Origin of the sequence: Candidatus Sulfotelmatobacter sp. (assembly GCA_036500765.1) — a bacterium.
In the GTDB taxonomy this organism is placed as follows: domain Bacteria; phylum Acidobacteriota; class Terriglobia; order Terriglobales; family Acidobacteriaceae; genus Sulfotelmatobacter.
Genome location: DASYBM010000004.1, coordinates 1,442,006 through 1,456,692 on the forward strand (window position 1 = coordinate 1,442,006; position 14,687 = coordinate 1,456,692).

Annotated in this window: 15 protein-coding genes; 6 read left to right on the forward strand and 9 right to left on the reverse strand. The window is 57.7% G+C overall.

Going from position 1 to position 14,687, the window contains the following annotated elements; all coding sequences use genetic code 11:
- The first annotated feature begins 170 nt into the window (after positions 1–170).
- Complete coding sequence (locus VGM18_09080) at positions 171–869, forward strand: methyltransferase domain-containing protein (GenBank protein HEY3973144.1); 699 nt, start codon at positions 171–173, stop codon at positions 867–869.
- A gap of 84 nt (positions 870–953) precedes the next feature.
- Here the strand turns inward: VGM18_09080 and VGM18_09085 are convergent, their stop codons facing one another.
- Together VGM18_09085 and VGM18_09090 are read right to left on the reverse strand one after the other, a co-directional pair.
- Entirely contained in the window at positions 954–1,649 is a 696-nt protein-coding gene (locus VGM18_09085) for a class I SAM-dependent methyltransferase (protein HEY3973145.1), read from the reverse strand.
- A 122-nt stretch (positions 1,650–1,771) separates the two neighbouring features.
- Positions 1,772–2,131 (reverse strand): polymer-forming cytoskeletal protein, encoded by a 360-nt coding sequence (locus VGM18_09090; protein ID HEY3973146.1) that lies wholly within the window; start codon positions 2,129–2,131, stop codon positions 1,772–1,774.
- 383 nt (positions 2,132–2,514) lie between these two features.
- Between VGM18_09090 and VGM18_09095 the strand changes: the two genes are divergently transcribed.
- Positions 2,515–3,444 (forward strand): hypothetical protein, encoded by a 930-nt coding sequence (locus VGM18_09095; protein ID HEY3973147.1) that lies wholly within the window; start codon positions 2,515–2,517, stop codon positions 3,442–3,444.
- A gap of 454 nt (positions 3,445–3,898) precedes the next feature.
- Positions 3,899–4,735, forward strand: a complete 837-nt coding sequence (locus tag VGM18_09100; GenBank protein HEY3973148.1) for a hypothetical protein — start codon at positions 3,899–3,901, stop codon at positions 4,733–4,735.
- Between the two features lie 39 nt (positions 4,736–4,774).
- Here the strand turns inward: VGM18_09100 and menC are convergent, their stop codons facing one another.
- The 3 genes from menC to mazG all read right to left on the reverse strand — a co-directional run bounded on the left by menC (position 4,775) and on the right by mazG (position 7,780).
- Positions 4,775–5,905, reverse strand: a complete 1,131-nt coding sequence (gene menC, locus VGM18_09105) for an o-succinylbenzoate synthase (protein HEY3973149.1) — start codon at positions 5,903–5,905, stop codon at positions 4,775–4,777.
- A 109-nt stretch (positions 5,906–6,014) separates the two neighbouring features.
- A complete protein-coding gene (locus VGM18_09110) occupies positions 6,015–6,797 on the reverse strand; it encodes a GNAT family N-acetyltransferase (GenBank protein HEY3973150.1) in 783 nt (260 codons plus the stop codon).
- Positions 6,794–7,780: a nucleoside triphosphate pyrophosphohydrolase gene (mazG, locus tag VGM18_09115; protein HEY3973151.1), complete on the reverse strand. Its 987-nt coding sequence runs from the start codon at positions 7,778–7,780 to the stop codon at positions 6,794–6,796. The genes VGM18_09110 and mazG overlap by 4 nt, the downstream gene beginning before the upstream one ends.
- Before the next feature lie 204 nt (positions 7,781–7,984).
- Here mazG and VGM18_09120 point away from each other — a divergent pair, with 204 nt between their 5' ends.
- Together VGM18_09120 and VGM18_09125 are read left to right on the forward strand one after the other, a co-directional pair.
- Positions 7,985–8,554 (forward strand): type 1 glutamine amidotransferase domain-containing protein, encoded by a 570-nt coding sequence (locus tag VGM18_09120; protein HEY3973152.1) that lies wholly within the window; start codon positions 7,985–7,987, stop codon positions 8,552–8,554.
- A 249-nt stretch (positions 8,555–8,803) separates the two neighbouring features.
- The gene (locus VGM18_09125) at positions 8,804–10,444 is read left to right on the forward strand and encodes a glycerol-3-phosphate dehydrogenase/oxidase (protein ID HEY3973153.1); all 1,641 of its coding nucleotides are present in this window, start codon (positions 8,804–8,806) and stop codon (positions 10,442–10,444) included.
- 5 nt (positions 10,445–10,449) lie between these two features.
- Here the strand turns inward: VGM18_09125 and VGM18_09130 are convergent, their stop codons facing one another.
- Positions 10,450–11,550 (reverse strand): beta-propeller fold lactonase family protein, encoded by a 1,101-nt coding sequence (locus tag VGM18_09130; protein ID HEY3973154.1) that lies wholly within the window; start codon positions 11,548–11,550, stop codon positions 10,450–10,452.
- Between the two features lie 148 nt (positions 11,551–11,698).
- On the opposite strand from VGM18_09130, the gene VGM18_09135 reads away from it, so the two are divergent.
- Positions 11,699–12,085, forward strand: a complete 387-nt coding sequence (locus VGM18_09135) for a hypothetical protein (protein ID HEY3973155.1) — start codon at positions 11,699–11,701, stop codon at positions 12,083–12,085.
- Between the two features lie 11 nt (positions 12,086–12,096).
- On the opposite strand, the gene VGM18_09140 is transcribed toward VGM18_09135, so the two are convergent.
- From VGM18_09140 to VGM18_09150, 3 genes are read right to left on the reverse strand one after another with little or no spacing between them, the layout of a single operon-like run.
- Positions 12,097–12,573: a nuclear transport factor 2 family protein gene (locus tag VGM18_09140; protein HEY3973156.1), complete on the reverse strand. Its 477-nt coding sequence runs from the start codon at positions 12,571–12,573 to the stop codon at positions 12,097–12,099.
- A gap of 27 nt (positions 12,574–12,600) precedes the next feature.
- Positions 12,601–13,371: an ABC transporter permease gene (locus tag VGM18_09145; protein ID HEY3973157.1), complete on the reverse strand. Its 771-nt coding sequence runs from the start codon at positions 13,369–13,371 to the stop codon at positions 12,601–12,603.
- The gene (locus tag VGM18_09150; protein HEY3973158.1) at positions 13,368–14,384 is read right to left on the reverse strand and encodes an ATP-binding cassette domain-containing protein; all 1,017 of its coding nucleotides are present in this window, start codon (positions 14,382–14,384) and stop codon (positions 13,368–13,370) included. The genes VGM18_09145 and VGM18_09150 overlap by 4 nt, the downstream gene beginning before the upstream one ends.
- Between the last annotated feature and the right edge of the window lie 303 nt (positions 14,385–14,687).

Below are 14,687 nucleotides of genomic sequence, written 5' to 3' on the forward strand. Positions count from 1 at the left end.
GTCTAAGATTTCTGTGGCCGCCCGGCGAAAGCTCTTAACGCAGAGGCCAGGAAGAAAACCGCAAAGGCGCAAAGAAAATCAACCGAGTAGGTCTCCAGCGACATTTTCTTGACAAGGCTGAGTCCCCGGTCATCTACACTTGCCCTGAATGGGGAGATACTACCCTCGCGATGCAGCGCGTCAACACCGTCGAAATGCTCGATAGCGATGACTGTCCGCCCGGCGAAGTCGAAGCTTCGCTGCGCGACATGGGCCGCATCAACCGGTGGTTCGGTGGAGTCACCACGACGCGCAGGATGATCGAGCGTGTCGCCGCTACCACGGGAAGAAAACATTTCCGGATACTCGAAGTAGCCTCAGGATTGGGCGAAGTGCCAAAAGCCGCCAGCGATCAAGTGCGCCGCAAAGGGATTACTCTCGATGTTCTTTGCCTCGATCGCGTGCGCTCGCATCTGCAAAATGGGAACGGAACTCGAGAGTCGCATTGCCCCGTAGTTGCCGACGCACTTGCACTGCCCTTCCCGGACAATAGTTTCGATCTGGTCAGTTCCAGCCTGTTCGCGCATCATCTGGCCCCCCCCGAGCTGACGCAATTTGTGGCGGAGGCGCTGCGCGTGAGCCGCTACGCCGTGCTCATCAACGACCTAATCCGGCATCCCCTGCATGTCGCGCTGGTATATGCTGCGTTCCCGCTGATGCGCAGCTACGTCTCGCGCTTCGATGGAGTGGCGTCGGTGCGAAGAGCGTATGTTCCGGAAGAAATGGGGCGCATGCTTTCGTCGAGCGCGCAGGCTGCAAAGGTCGATATCTCCAGCCACTTTCTGTTTCGCATGGGAGTGATTGCGTGGAAGGCAATTATTGATGGATGATTATTGATTTTGATCGAAAACCGAGGCCTGCGGTCGGTGGGGGTGTGAATCAACAATCAAGAATCATCAATCAACAATGTCCCTTCACCGCACCACCAGCACTTCCCTGACATTATCGCGCGCCAGGAAGAACTTGATCGAGGCGAAGTCGCGGAACAGCGTTTCGATGTGGCGGTTGTTGAAGACGCGCTGGAGGCGGAAGCCGTCGTTGATTGCAGTGTGGACGGCGCCGGTGGGGCCGCGGCGCGCCTCGCGCTTCAGCACGATGCGCTGCATTTCGAGAACATCTTTGCCTACGATGTGAAAGCGGTAGCAGGGGGAATCGGGTCCGGCGTCTTTAGTGTGAAAAAACGCCAGCAGCATGCCGCCGGGTTTCAGCACCGACCACAACCTTCCCATCACGGGACGGACCAGGCTCTCATCCAAGTAGTCCGGCAAATTCCAGCACAGGACGACATCGAAATGCGCCGCGGGATAGGTCAGATTGTCGGCGAGAAATTTGCGGCTGTCGAGGATCACAGCCCCGGTTTCATCTTTGGTGATGAGGCTGGGATCGGTGGATGCGACCAGCAGATCTTCGCTGTAAATCTTGTGGCTGCGTTCGGTAAAGAAGCGGATATTCGACGGCGACGTGGAGCCGAGATCGAGCACGCATAGCGGCGCGTCGGAATCCCAGACACGAGAGAGCTCTCCGAGGCCGCTGGAACGGCGGGTCAGTTTTTGGCTGATCTGCGGAGTTACCGCCTCAGTTCCGCCCGATGAGCCGCGAAAGAGCTTCATGAAATTATTGGTGACCGATGCCATCAGACCTTACGCGCCGTCCTGTCAAAAACGATTCTCACGAGCCCAAACCAATCGATATCTAAACCAACACTTTAACTCACGGCGCGTACTAGCGAAAGTTACTTTCCTGCCGCCTTCTCCGCTTTGCCCTGAATATCGACCTTGCCCTTCAGGTAGGCGCCTTCCTCAATAGAAATTCGCTGCGTGGCGATGTCGCCCGTGACCACCGCGGACTTCCGCAAATCGACACGATCGCTCGCTTGCACGTTGCCTTCGAGCTTGCCCTGCACTACCACGCCCTTGGCTTCGACCGTGGCCTTGATCGCCCCGTTGGGTCCCACGGTCAGACTGTTGCCTTTCAGGGAGATGCTGCCTTCGACCTGGCCATCAACGTAGAGGTCTTCGCTGCCCGACAATTCGCCTTTGATGACTACGGACTTGCCAATCTGCGCCAAATCTGCCGACAACGGAGCACTCATCGATGTTCTCCTTAAGGAAGCGGGATACGAAACGGCCTGGATCTGCAATGTTAATGTTTACGATCTGTAAGTCAATCGATTGCTGGGAAGGCAGCCGCCGAGACGGCCGCGTCGCTGTTTCGACTATACCCAAGTCAGAGAGCGCGGGGCAAGCTGCGCTTTGAATGCTATCTGGCTGAGTCTGAAAATTCTTCCCTTCATCCCGAAGCGCACGGGTTTCAGAACGCGGGGTATCTCCCGTTGCGATGCTTTCTGCATGCAAGGTCCCTCGCTCCGCCCCGGGGAAGACACGGAGTAGCAGCCTGCCAACTCCCGCGTCTGCTTGCTACACTAAACCTATGCGTGGCGCGGGAAATTGGCGATTCGGGAGGCATCGGTCGAGAGTGGCTACGATCGTAATGATCCTGCTGTTCGGGAGCGTGTTCCTGGCCCAGGACTCCACGGTTCCGAATACAAATCCTCCAGACTCGCAGTCTAAAGAAAAGAGCGTCGAGGAATCGCCCGCCGATCTGGTTCGCGCCACAGTTGCGAATGAAGTCGCGGCCACCACGCATCCTAAAGCCCTGCACATGTTTCTTTCGCATCGAAAGAATGCGAAAGGCTCACAGACTCGCCTCTATGTAGAGACCAAAGACGCGCTGGCGGCGATGCTTATCGCCGTTAACGATCAACCGCTCACCGCGGAGCAACGGCAGGGCGAGATCAACCATCTGGCGTGGCTGGAGGGAAATCCCGAACAACTGCGCAAGAAGGCGGCGCGTGAAAAAGAAGACGAAGAGCGCACTCTGCGCATCGTTAAAGCTCTGCCCGACGCATTCCTCTACCAATATGCCGGCACCGAAAATGGCGAAGCTGGGCTGGGCGCGGCGGGCAGCCAGTTGGTGAAGGTGAAGTTCACGCCCAATCCGGCGTACCGGCCGCCCTCCCGCGTCGAGGAAGTGCTGGAGGGAATGCAAGGCGAACTGGTGATCGACAAATCCGCCGGGCGCATCGCCTTGATTGACGGCACGCTGTTTCGCGAAGTCACCTTCGGCTGGGGGATTATCGGCCATCTCAATAAAGGCGGACACTTCCGCGTGCAGCAGGGCAACCTTGGCCTCGGCGACGACGAATGGGGCATCAAGGAGATCAGCCTGAACGTGACCGGCCGACTCCTGTTATTTAAGTCCCTCAGCATGGTCTCGGATGAGGTTTTGAGCGACTTCCAGAAAATGCCGGAAAATCTGACATTTGCTCAAGGCGTGGAAATGTTGAAAACCGAGCAGGAAAAACTGGCGCGCGAGAGGGGCGCGGGCGACAACCATACGCCCTGACGCTCAGCCATTACGGCCGAGAAATAGTTTCCGCAGGCATGAACTTTCGACTCCCCGGCGCACTCGCATAGCGCTGGAAGCACTCGCGTAGCGCCGGACGCATTCGTCCGGCGGCCGTCAGTAAAGGCACAGCGAGGGACGGACCGGTCATCCCCGCCCCCAACTAACCCTGCCATCTGCAGCAAATCCCCTAGACTTCAGCCCTACACACAGCCATTCCCAAACCTTCTCCGCTGTAGGCGTCGCTTCGCTGCAACCTTCGGTAGCCAGCATGCGAACTAACTTACAAATGAGCCCTTTCGAGGCAATTCGCGCCGGATCTATGTCGCAGACCCCTGGTTGCAACAGCAGGGGTTTGCGGAGCATATTCGCGGTACTAACTATCCTTGCAGCCAGCATCCCCCTCTGGGCTCAAGCGCCGAACATACCTCCCAACGAATTGGTGCGCGCAGTGGTGGCGAACGAAGTAGCGGCAGCCAACAGTACGGCCATCAAATTCATGTTCCGGTCGCGCAAGCGAACCGCGAAAGGCACAGAGAGCAGAATTTATGTGGAAGCGAACGAGGCTCTGGCCACCATCGCGATCGGACAGAATGATCGGCCGCTTTCGCCGGAGAGGGAACGTGCGGAACTCGATCACGTCGCGTCGCTGGCCAACAGTCCCTCACAACTTCAAAAAAAAGAGGCTCACGAGAAAGAGGAAGCGCAACACACTCTGTGCATTGTGAAAGCTTTGCCCGATGCCTTTCGCTACGAATATGCCGGCACCGAGAACAGCACGGACGGACTGGGAAAGATAGGCGACCAATTGGTACGACTCAAGTTCAGCCCCAATCCTTCATACACTCCCCCTACGCGTGTGGAACAAGTGCTGGCGGGCATGCAAGGGTATGTACTGATTGATCCCAGAGCCAAGCGGCTGGCAAGCATCGACGGAACGTTGTTTGAAGATGTAACTTTCGGCTGGGGAATCTTCGGGCGTCTCAACCAGGGCGGACACTTCCGGGTTCAGCAAGCCGACGTGGGTGACGGATTCTGGGAGATCACCCACCTGAGCTTGAATTTGAACGGCAAGATTCTCCTGATCAAGAATCTGAGTATCGTCTCGGACGAAGTCTTCACTGACTTTCAAAGATTGCCGAACGATGTGCCGTTTGCGCGCGGCGTCGAAATATTGCAGAACGAAAAGGTGAAGTTGGCGCAGAACCTGGACGGGACCGAAAATGCGCGCGCGGGAAACGAAAGAAATACCGCGATAGAAAAGAGTACCCATCAGCGGGAGAATCCATGAGAACTTTAATCCGTTGGAATTGTTCTCGGTACTCGCTGCTCAATACTCGCTACTCATAGAGGAGAATGAGAATGTTTCCTTCCGGACGGTCAGCTTTTCGATCAAATCCGGCTTGACGCAGTAACCGGTTCCCGGCTTATCCGTAATCGCGATCATCCCCTGCGGCGAGACTTCAACTTCCGGTTCGATGATGTCTTCTTTCCAATAGCGTTTGGACGCGGAAACATCGCCAGGCAGGCTGAAGTTCTCGAGGGTGGAAAGCGCGATGTTTTGCGAGCGTCCAATGCCGGTTTCGAGCATTCCGCCGCACCAGATGGGAATATTGTGCGCCTGACAGAGGTCGTGAATCTTCAGCGCCTCAGAGAATCCGCCAACTCGCCCGACTTTAACATTAATGATGCGACAAGCGCTGGTCTCGACCGCAAAGGCGGCCCCGCGCACACTCACAATCGACTCGTCCAGGCAAATGGAAGTGCGCAATTCTTTCTGGAGCCGCGCGTGGTAGTAGATGTCGTCATTCCACAGCGGCTGCTCGATCATCAGAAGATTGAACTGATCGAACTTGCGCAGGTGCTCGACCTGGTCGAGCGTATAGGCGGAGTTCGCGTCGCAACTCAAAGTGATGTCAGCCCAGCGCGAACGGATCTTTTCCAGGACATTGATGTCCCATCCTGGCTTGACTTTGATTTTGATGCGGCGGTAGCCGGCGGCTAATTCCGTCTGAATCTTTTCCAGCAGTTGTTCCACGGAATCCTGAATGCCGATCGAGACGCCGCAGTGAATTTCGCGGCGCGTGCCACCCAGCAACTTCCAGAGCGGCAACTGCTTCTGCGCGGCTTCTGCATCCCAAATGGCATTTTCGAGCCCGGCCTTGGCCATGCGGTGAGCGCGGACTTTGGCAAATAGTGCCGGGCACTCGCGGGCAGAATCGATGCGCTGCCCCAGCAGCGCGGGAATCAGATACCGCGTTAGCGTCGGCCACGCGCTCTCGATCCATTCGCTGCTATAAAAGGGGTCTTCGCCGACCACGCACTCGCCCCAGCCGTCGACGCCCTCGCTATGGATCGTGACCAGCAAAATGCGGCGGCTATGGGTGCGGCCAAAGCTTGTCTCGAAAAAATGGACAAGCGGCATGCGGATTTCGCGCAGTGTAATGGCTTCAATTTTCATAGTTGGATTTGTAGCGCCGGCATCTTGCCGGCTGTTGCGAGGTCGTATCGCCCGCGCAAGTGGCGGCGAGACGCCGCCACGACAGCCGCCGGGACGGCGGCGCTACTTTTCAGCCTTCCGATGCGTATGACCACTTCTCGTCCCACCGTCCCAGCAAGAATTTGCCGTTTCCCTCGGCATCGCGCTCGTAACCCAGCACTGCGAGTCGCTGGGCAAACGCGCGAAGAAACTGTTCGCGGTTGCGCTCCTGTACCTGTTGTGCGTTCACGCGGGTCTCGGGTGCGGCTTTCCATTCATAGATTTGCGCCGGCACTGCGATGCTCGATTCCACGGCGGCCGCAGGATTTTTTCCCGTGGCCAGCAATGTCTCGACCCGCTTCGATTTCAGCCACCATTCGGCGATCAGGCGGTCGCTCGGCAGCCCTCCCTGTAAGGGCGACGACGTGATGCCGTATTGGTTGATGTTATAGCGCCGTGCGATCGCACCCAGCTTCTCAAGATTCAGATACGCATTCTTAATTTCCAGGGGATCGAACGTCCACTCGATCAGCTCAATTCCGCGCCCTAGCGCGTCCTCGCGTTGCAAGAGTTTCAACCGCCGCCCCAGGCCTCCGTTGCGATGATCTTTTCTCACCGCCAGCATATGCGAATGCAGATATACATGTCCGCTGCGCGTTCCCGGCACGGAGAGCGCAAAGCCCACCATCTCTCCGCCGACGTTTTCGTCAAACGCGCCCATCACCTGGCCGCCAACCTTATCGGCCACTACAAACATGCGCAGCGGCACCAGCTCCGCGTCGGTGAAATTCCACACTTCTCTTTGCAACGCAACGCAGGCGTGGAACTCCTCGATCCCATGGCAACGCCGAACTACGACTGACTCGGAGGTCACTCCGGCTTCTCCGATTTTTCGACCGCTTTGGCCCGCTGCCACAGCGACTCCAATTCGTCCATCGACGACTGCTCGGCCGAGCGCCCAGATTCATGCAGTTGCGCCTCCATCCACTGAAAGCGGCGCTTGAACTTTCGGTTGGTTTTCCGCAGTGCGGATTCGGGATCGACGGAGAGATAGCGCGCAAGATTCACTAGCACAAAGAACAGGTCGCCAACTTCTTCTTCCAGCCGAGATTGCAGGGCCTCTGAAATAATCGCGCGACCCGATCCCGCCACACCGCGACCCTGCGGCCTCGGTCCGGGCTCAGGAAACGCTTTAAGTTCGTTGCGAAGTTCGTCCGTCTCCTCAGTCAGCTTATCGAACAGGCCCTCGACATTGGGCCAGTCGAATCCTGCTTGCGCCGCCCGCGAATTGAGTTTGGAGGCCTCAAGCAGCGCCGGCATCGCCGAAGAAACGCCCGCGAGGATGGAGTTTTTCGCACCCTTTGCCGCCGCGACATCTCCTTCCATTGTATTCGTTTGCCGCGCCTTCCTCTCTTCCAGCTTGAGTGTTTCCCAATTGCGCCTGACGTCGGCGGAAGTCTCAGCCTTCACATCCCCGAATACATGAGGATGGCGGTTAATAAGTTTGGTCGACAAACGTTCGAGAACGTCATCAATCGAAAACGAACCCTGCTCTTTTGCCATCTCTGCGTAGAAGAGGACCTGCAAGAGCAGGTCGCCGAGTTCGCCGGCAAGTTCGGGCCAGTCACGATTGTCAATCGCTTCCAGCACTTCGTAAGTTTCTTCGAGCGTGTAGGGCTTGATGGAATCGAAAGTCTGTTCGCGGTCCCACGGGCAACCGCCGGGGGCGCGCAGACGATCCATGATGGCGACCGCCCGCTCGAAACGTTCTCCTGTCGTGGGCATGCGGAAACCAATGTAAATGACGGTCGAGGCCAGAGGCAATGCATGGAGGCGCGGGGCGCGTGGAGCGGGCACTCCTGCCCGCTCCTTTTGACTTCGATTTGGCTTGCAAGGATCGAATCCAAATCATGATCAAAAACGGCGAGCAGAATGCCCGCTCCACACAAGCCAACGCCAACCACTCATGATCGACCGGCATCCTAACTTGGCCTCCTTGTCTCTCTGCTCATCATGCAAGCGTCACATTCATCACCATTACTTACTTAAAGGAGAACACGAATGACAGCCGGTAATCTTCAGGGAAAGAAAGTGGCCATTCTAGTGACAGACGGTTTCGAGCAATCGGAGTTGCTGGAACCGAGGAAAGCTCTCGACGACGCCGGAGCGACTACCAAGGTCGTTTCGCCTGCAGGGAAAAAAGCCAAAGGATGGAATCACAAAGATTGGGGAAAGGAAGTAGATGTCGATGTCGCGCTGGACTCGGCAAATGCACAGGAGTTCGACGCTCTGCTGCTGCCCGGCGGCGTGATGAATCCCGACCAATTGCGGATGAATCCCAAGGCGGTTGCGTTTGTGAAACAGTTCACCGACGCCGGCAAACCCGTGGCCGCGATCTGCCACGGCCCCTGGACTCTGGTTGAAGCGGGGGCAGTTCGCGGGCGCACGCTCACCTCGTGGCCGTCGCTCAAAACGGATTTGAAGAACGCGGGCGCGACCTGGGTGGACAAGGAAGTAGTCAGCGATGCGGGCTTGGTCACCAGCCGCAAGCCGGACGACATCCCGGCCTTCAATCGCGAAATGATTCGCCTCTTCGCCGAGTCGGCCGAACCACTGCGGAAGACCGCATAGTGCAATCAGGGTCAGGGATTGGTGGGCAGTGATTAGTGGTTGGTGGCGTCTTCGTCAATATTGAGCCGGTTGAGCACTGACCGCTGATCCCCGATTCTTGTTACTTTTGTTACCGGCGCCCACCGGACTTCGACTGTCCTATCGTTACCTTCACTATCCTTGACTGGCGAGCGCACAATGAAAGTGCGTTAACGTGTTCGCGACGCCGCAGTTATTCCTGCCGCCGTTGCCTGCATCTAGCTTAAATGCATGAGCTTAGCCATCAAACCTCGACCCACTCTGGATGGCCAGAACTTCCACGCCGTGGTCATTGGCGGCGGCATCAACGGCGTGGCTGTAGCCCGCGAATGCGCCCGCGCCGGCAAACGTACCCTGCTAATCGAGCAGAATGACTTTGCCTCGGGCGTTACCAGCCGATCGACTCGCATCATTCACGGCGGCCTGCGCTATCTGGAGCATGGCGAAATCGATCTGGTGCGCGAGTCGGTGCGTGAGCGCGAGCGCCTGCTGCGCGAGCGATCGCACCTGGTGCATCCGGTGCACTTTCTGTTGTTGCTCAATGAGCAGAGCCAGCGCAGCGCCATGAAAGTACGGGCCGGCCTGTGGCTCTATCAGCGCCTTGCCAAAAAGAACTCCACCGGCCTGAGCGAAATGGAATTGAAGCGCGTGGAGCGCGCCCTCGATGCCGGCCACAAGTGGACGATCTATAACTACGAAGATGCGCAGTGCGAGTTCCCCGAGCGCCTGGTCGCCGAGTGGATGTTGGAAGCTGCCGAGGCGGGGGCGGTCGTCCGTAATCATTGTGAAGCCGTCGCGGTCGATGTGACGCACGGCCGGGCGCGCGGCGTGCTGCTGCGCGATCGCATCTCCGGTAAAGACGAGCGCGTCGAAGCCGGGTGGATCATCAATTGCAGCGGTCCGTGGGCCGACCGCGTCTGCCAGCGCTCCGCGGTGCGCACCGGCAAGCCGATGCTGGGGGGCGTGCGCGGATCGCACATCGTTCTTCCGCGCTTTCCCGGGGCTCCGAACGCGGCGCTCTATGCCGAAGCGGCCGATCGCCGTCCGATTTTTATTTTGCCGTGGAATGAACAGGTGCTGGTGGGCACGACAGAAGTTGCCGACACCGGCGATCCGTCGAAGGCCGCGCCCTCCAACGAAGAAATCGAATACCTGTTTCGCACGGTCGCCAAGCTTTTTCCACGAGCGAAAATTTCAGCACACGACATCAAATATGCCTTCGCCGGTGTACGGCCCCTGCCGAACTCGCCGGGGAACGCGGCTTCGGCGGTGACGAGACGACATTTCCTGCACGACCACACGCCGGATGGAGCTGCGCGGCTGATCTCAGTAATTGGCGGCAAGCTGACCACGGCCGCATCTCTGGCCCGCGAGTGCGCCCGCAAGATCGGGCTCTCCGTCGCAGAACCAAAAATGATTGCGATGGGAGCGGCCGCGTCGCTCGATCCCATGCTCGATCAGGAAGTCATCGACATCGCTCGCGCCGGATCGGTCAGCGAAGAAACCGCCCGCGGCCTGATGGAGTGGCACGGCCCGCGCGCCATGGACATTGCCCGCATGGCGTTAGTGAGCGCGGAACTGCGAGCGCCCATCTGTCCCCATACCTCGCACATCGTCGCCGAAGTGGTGGAAGGGTATCGCAATGAGTTCGCCGTAACTCTGGGCGACATTCTGCTGCGCCGAACCCCGGTCGCCCTGGGCGCTTGCTGGTCGGAATCCTGTAGCCGCGAGGCCGCCGCCCGCATCGGCGCCGTGCTGGGCTGGAACGAGCACGCCCTGGGAGAAAATCTGGAATCGTTTGAAATGGAGCGCACCGCGTTCCTGAAGAAGCCCTCGCGCGGCACGGCCACGCTGGAATTAGCGGCCGACTAGGATGGCTACCGTCCCAGGGCAAGCCCTTCTGTGTTGTCGTAGGGATCGCAGCTGGCGCAAACGTTACCAACGAAATTGAGGCTGTGTGTGGTGACGTCGATCTGAAAAGATGCCACCGCTCCCACGCAGGCGTCGAAAGCACAACTGTTCTGGCTCAGGTCCGAAACATATAGGAACGAGCCTGAAGGGTCCGCCAGGACCGCATAGGGATCAAAGATATATCCCTGCCCAAAGCTGCCGACAAGACTGAGCGATCCCTTCGAATTCACAGCAAAGAGGGTGACCACATTCTGTGTGTCTCCCTGAAAGAAATCCGTATTCGTAGTGAATACCAGGTTGTGCACCGGATCGGCGGCAATTCCCTGCTGATTGGGATTGGACCAGGGAGAGCCGGTTATGGCAGACAGGGCCCCCGTAGTTTCGTCCACGGTGAATCCGGAAATGGTCTGGTCGAAGTTCATCGCATAAAGATGCTGACGGGAGACTGCAAACAGCGAATTCGCTCCGGAAGGAAATGGCGAGCCGGGAATCGCAGTCAATTTTCCGCTGCTGAGGTCCAAAGCGTAGGCTGCGATCGAGTTCGCAAAGCCCACGTAGACGAACTTCCCAGTCGAATCGGTGATGAGGGGAGCTTTGGGTGCGGAGCCATTCGCAACCGTGTCTACCAACGTCAGGGCGCCACTGGTCTGGTCGATGCTATAGCTCAGCAAGTTGGAGGAAGTGTCGCTTACGAGCAGGTAGCGGCCGGTTGCATTCGCCGCAAGCTGATCGACGGTGACGGTCGGCATATTTGGGATGGCCATCAGGTGGCCGATATTTCGGGTCACGACATATCCCTGGAACGGGGCAGTCCCGCCGTAAAGATAGCGGCCATTCGGCGTGTTGACGATGTTGGGCCAGATGCTGCCTTGGTTTCCCTGGAAGCTGAGGAGTTTCAGCTTGCCGCTTTGTGGCTCAATCGCCAACTCGGGTATGTTGCCCTGTTGCTGGCTGGAGGCGTACAGGAAACCAGCTTGCCGAGGCACATTGGAGCTGGATGTCTGGGCAAAGGCAAAGAACCAGGAACCGAGGAACAGATAGACGCCGAACAACTTGCAAAGAAACACAGCAATCTCCTTTGCAGACTTACGATGACCGGAACAGCAGGAATGGTTGGAAACATTTCTCCCGTCGACGGTGTCTCAATGGATTATCCGGTCACAAAGCGTGAATGCTGGGCCGTTCAAGAGCAAACATTTAAAAGGAGGAGTGAAAATGATTCGACACGGGTTGATGGTAGCTACCATAGTTTGTTTTGTGGCAGTCTTCGCCATGTCGGCAACACAAGAGGCCGCTATCGACGGACGCTGGCAAGGAACAATGAACACGGCGAATGGGTCCGTCACCGTGACCTACACTTTCAAGGCGAATGGGCAAGTCCTGACGGGAACAGAGGAATCGCCCATGTTCTCGCGGTCAATCAGCGACGGTAAAGTGAACGCGGACAAGATTTCGTTCAAAACAACTGTCAACGGCAATTCGATCGAGCATGAGGGGACGGTCAGCGGCAATACGATTCAATTGAAAAATCACGGACCTTATGGCGAGTTTGGCATGACGATCGAGCGCGTATCCAGCGAGAAGAAATCCGCCCAGCAGTAACGATGCTGTGCTTACTGACATTCCACTCGATTGTCTTGCGAGGCGATGATCCGCCAGGTATCGCCCTGTTTGAGCCACGTATCGGTCCACACCTGGCAAACCTTTGCGTTCGGCTTTGACTTGTCTTTGCCTGTGGCATGTTCGTGGCCATAGACAACGGCAAGACTGTCTCCGAAGAAATGCACTTTGGCTTCATCAAGTCCGCAATCGTGCGCAGTGTGGTTGCTCTTTTCGTCTTTCAGTTCATCCGCCTTTGTGAAGCGCGCACCGGTAGTTGACGTCCCTTGGAAATCGTCGGCCAGCAGGCCTGCGACTACGCCGTTATTGACGCATACGCCCTCCGCCCACTTGCGTTCCATCTCGATGATATATTTTGCGGTCCGATCATCGGCCGATGCCCAGTAACTTTGCTTTGCGTGCGCTGGGACGAGTAACATCGCGGACAACAACATGGTTGCAGCCGCGACCACAGAGATTCGTAAGTGCATTTTGCCTCCGGTAGTTTGAGTTACGCGCTACGTCACGGCCTTCTTCTCAAACTGCCGCAGCCCCACCATCAGCAACAGAATGTCAAAGAAAACCAGCGCCAGGATCACCGCCGTAACCGGCAAATGCGAGAACTGCGGCGCCAGGGTCGCGCGCATCCCCTCGCTGGCGTACACCAGTGGATTAATGAGCACCGCCTTTTGCAGAATGGGGAATTTTTGCAGCGCGCTCCACGGATAATACGTGCAGCCAAAGAAAATCATCGGCGTCATGACCAGGCTGAACATCAGGCCGATGTGCTGCTGGTCCATGCTGCATCCCAGCGCCAAGCCACCGCAGGCGGAAAAGGCAGCAACCAGCGCGATGATCACGGCAAAAGTCAGCGGAGTTCCCATGCTGATCTCGACTCCCCGCCCCAGCACCAGCCACGCCAGCGGAATCACGACCAGCCCAGCCACCAGCGCCTGCAACATCCCGGCGATCACTTTCTCGATGGCAATCCAACCATTGCTGATGGGCGCGAGCAGGCGATCTTCGATTTCGCGCGTCCATTGAAATTCGGCGATCAGCGGCATGGCCACTGCCCAGACTCCCGTGAAGGTCATGCTGATGGCGATAATACCCGGCAGCAGCAGACTTTTATAAGCTTCCGGCATGTATCCGCTGCCCACCATCACTTTGCCAAAGATAAAAACGAACAACAGCGGTTGCAGGAAGGTTTGCATGAAAAGTTGAATGGCGTTGCGCCGCGCCACATGCGCGTCGCGCCCGAGCATGGCAAAAAATGTTTTCCAGTTCAATCGCGCAGGCTCCTTCCGGTATGGTGCAGAAAAAGATTTTCCAGGCTGGGCTCGGAAATGTGCACGTCGGACAATTCCGCTCCCGTGCTCGCCGCCAGATTCGCAATTTCGGAAATGAGCGACCCGCCGCGGTCGGCATAGATATCAACGCCGGTGTCATCGGCGGAGCGCACCTCGCGCACTCCCGCTAATGACTTCAGCCGCTCGAGCAACTCCGCCGACTGGTTCCCGAAGCGCAGCCGCAACAGAAATCCTCCAGGGATTGACGCCTTCAACTCCAATGGCGTGCCCTGGGCAATCACGTGGCCGTGGTCGACAATGGCCAGCCGCTGGCAGAGCGCATCTGCCTCCTCCATGTTGTGAGTGGTGAGCAGCACCGTCTTGCCTTCACTGTGATATTCGCGAATGATCTCCCACAACAGAATGCGAGTTTGCGGATCGAGGCCGGCGCTGGGCTCATCGAGAAATAAAACCTGCGGATCGTGCATCATGGCCCGCGCAATCGAGAGCCGCTGCATCATGCCGCCGGAAAATCCGCGCACCATCTGATTGCCGCGCTCGGTCAGCTTAAATTTTTCGAGCAGCGCATCGGCGCGGTCGTTTCTTGCTTTGGAGCCCAGTCCGAAGTAGGCGCCGTGAAAAACCAGAATCTCGCGCGCGGTCAAAGAAAAGTCCAGGTTCGGACGCTGCGGCACTACGCCAATCAGTCGCTTAACTTTCGCCTGCTCCTGCCAAACGTCGTGCTCGCCGATCCAGGCCTGGCCGGAAGTTGGCCGCACCCGCGTGGTCAGCACTCCGACCGTGGTCGACTTGCCTGCGCCGTTGGGTCCAAGTAGACAAAAAATCTCTCCCGGTTTGACCTCAAGCGATAACCCGTCGAGCGCAGGAATCTGCGCCTTAGGCTGCTTCGAGCCCTTGGCATCGGAGCGCATCGTAATGCCTCCGCCCGCGGCGAGCGGTGGAGATGAGCTGTAAACCTTGTGCAAATCCTGCGTGCGAACGCCAACAGCCATGCGGAAAATCCTCGGTGTAAAGCTGGGTGGTTTGGGAAGTATAGCGCAGCGATGCGGCTTCCGGCTCTCAGCGGCAGGCGTCGGGCGTCGGGCGTCGGACCTCAGACCTCGGACCTCAGTGCTCACCCGCAACTGGTTGCTTGTTATTCCGAGCAGTCGTAAGGAATCTGGATCTACGCTTACATTGTTTGTAGCCGGATCGGATGGCTGAAGTCCGACGTCTGAGGTCCGAGGTCTGACGTCCGACGCCCGCCTCTGGTTACTAAAGATTGGCCACGACCGCCCGTCATCTATAAATGAACT

Bases quoted from the DNA above. Each gene is read 5' to 3' on its own strand.
- VGM18_09080 (HEY3973144.1), top strand. From the start codon at position 171: ATGCAGCGCGTCAACACCGTCGAAATGCTCGATAGCGATGACTGTCCG.
- VGM18_09085 (HEY3973145.1), bottom strand. From the start codon at position 1,649: ATGAAGCTCTTTCGCGGCTCATCGGGCGGAACTGAGGCGGTAACTCCG.
- VGM18_09090 (HEY3973146.1), bottom strand. From the start codon at position 2,131: ATGAGTGCTCCGTTGTCGGCAGATTTGGCGCAGATTGGCAAGTCCGTA.
- menC (HEY3973149.1), bottom strand. From the start codon at position 5,905: ATGAAAATTGAAGCCATTACACTGCGCGAAATCCGCATGCCGCTTGTC.
- VGM18_09120 (HEY3973152.1), top strand. From the start codon at position 7,985: ATGACAGCCGGTAATCTTCAGGGAAAGAAAGTGGCCATTCTAGTGACA.
- VGM18_09125 (HEY3973153.1), top strand. From the start codon at position 8,804: ATGAGCTTAGCCATCAAACCTCGACCCACTCTGGATGGCCAGAACTTC.
- VGM18_09135 (HEY3973155.1), top strand. From the start codon at position 11,699: ATGATTCGACACGGGTTGATGGTAGCTACCATAGTTTGTTTTGTGGCA.
- VGM18_09140 (HEY3973156.1), bottom strand. From the start codon at position 12,573: ATGCACTTACGAATCTCTGTGGTCGCGGCTGCAACCATGTTGTTGTCC.
- VGM18_09150 (HEY3973158.1), bottom strand. From the start codon at position 14,384: ATGGCTGTTGGCGTTCGCACGCAGGATTTGCACAAGGTTTACAGCTCA.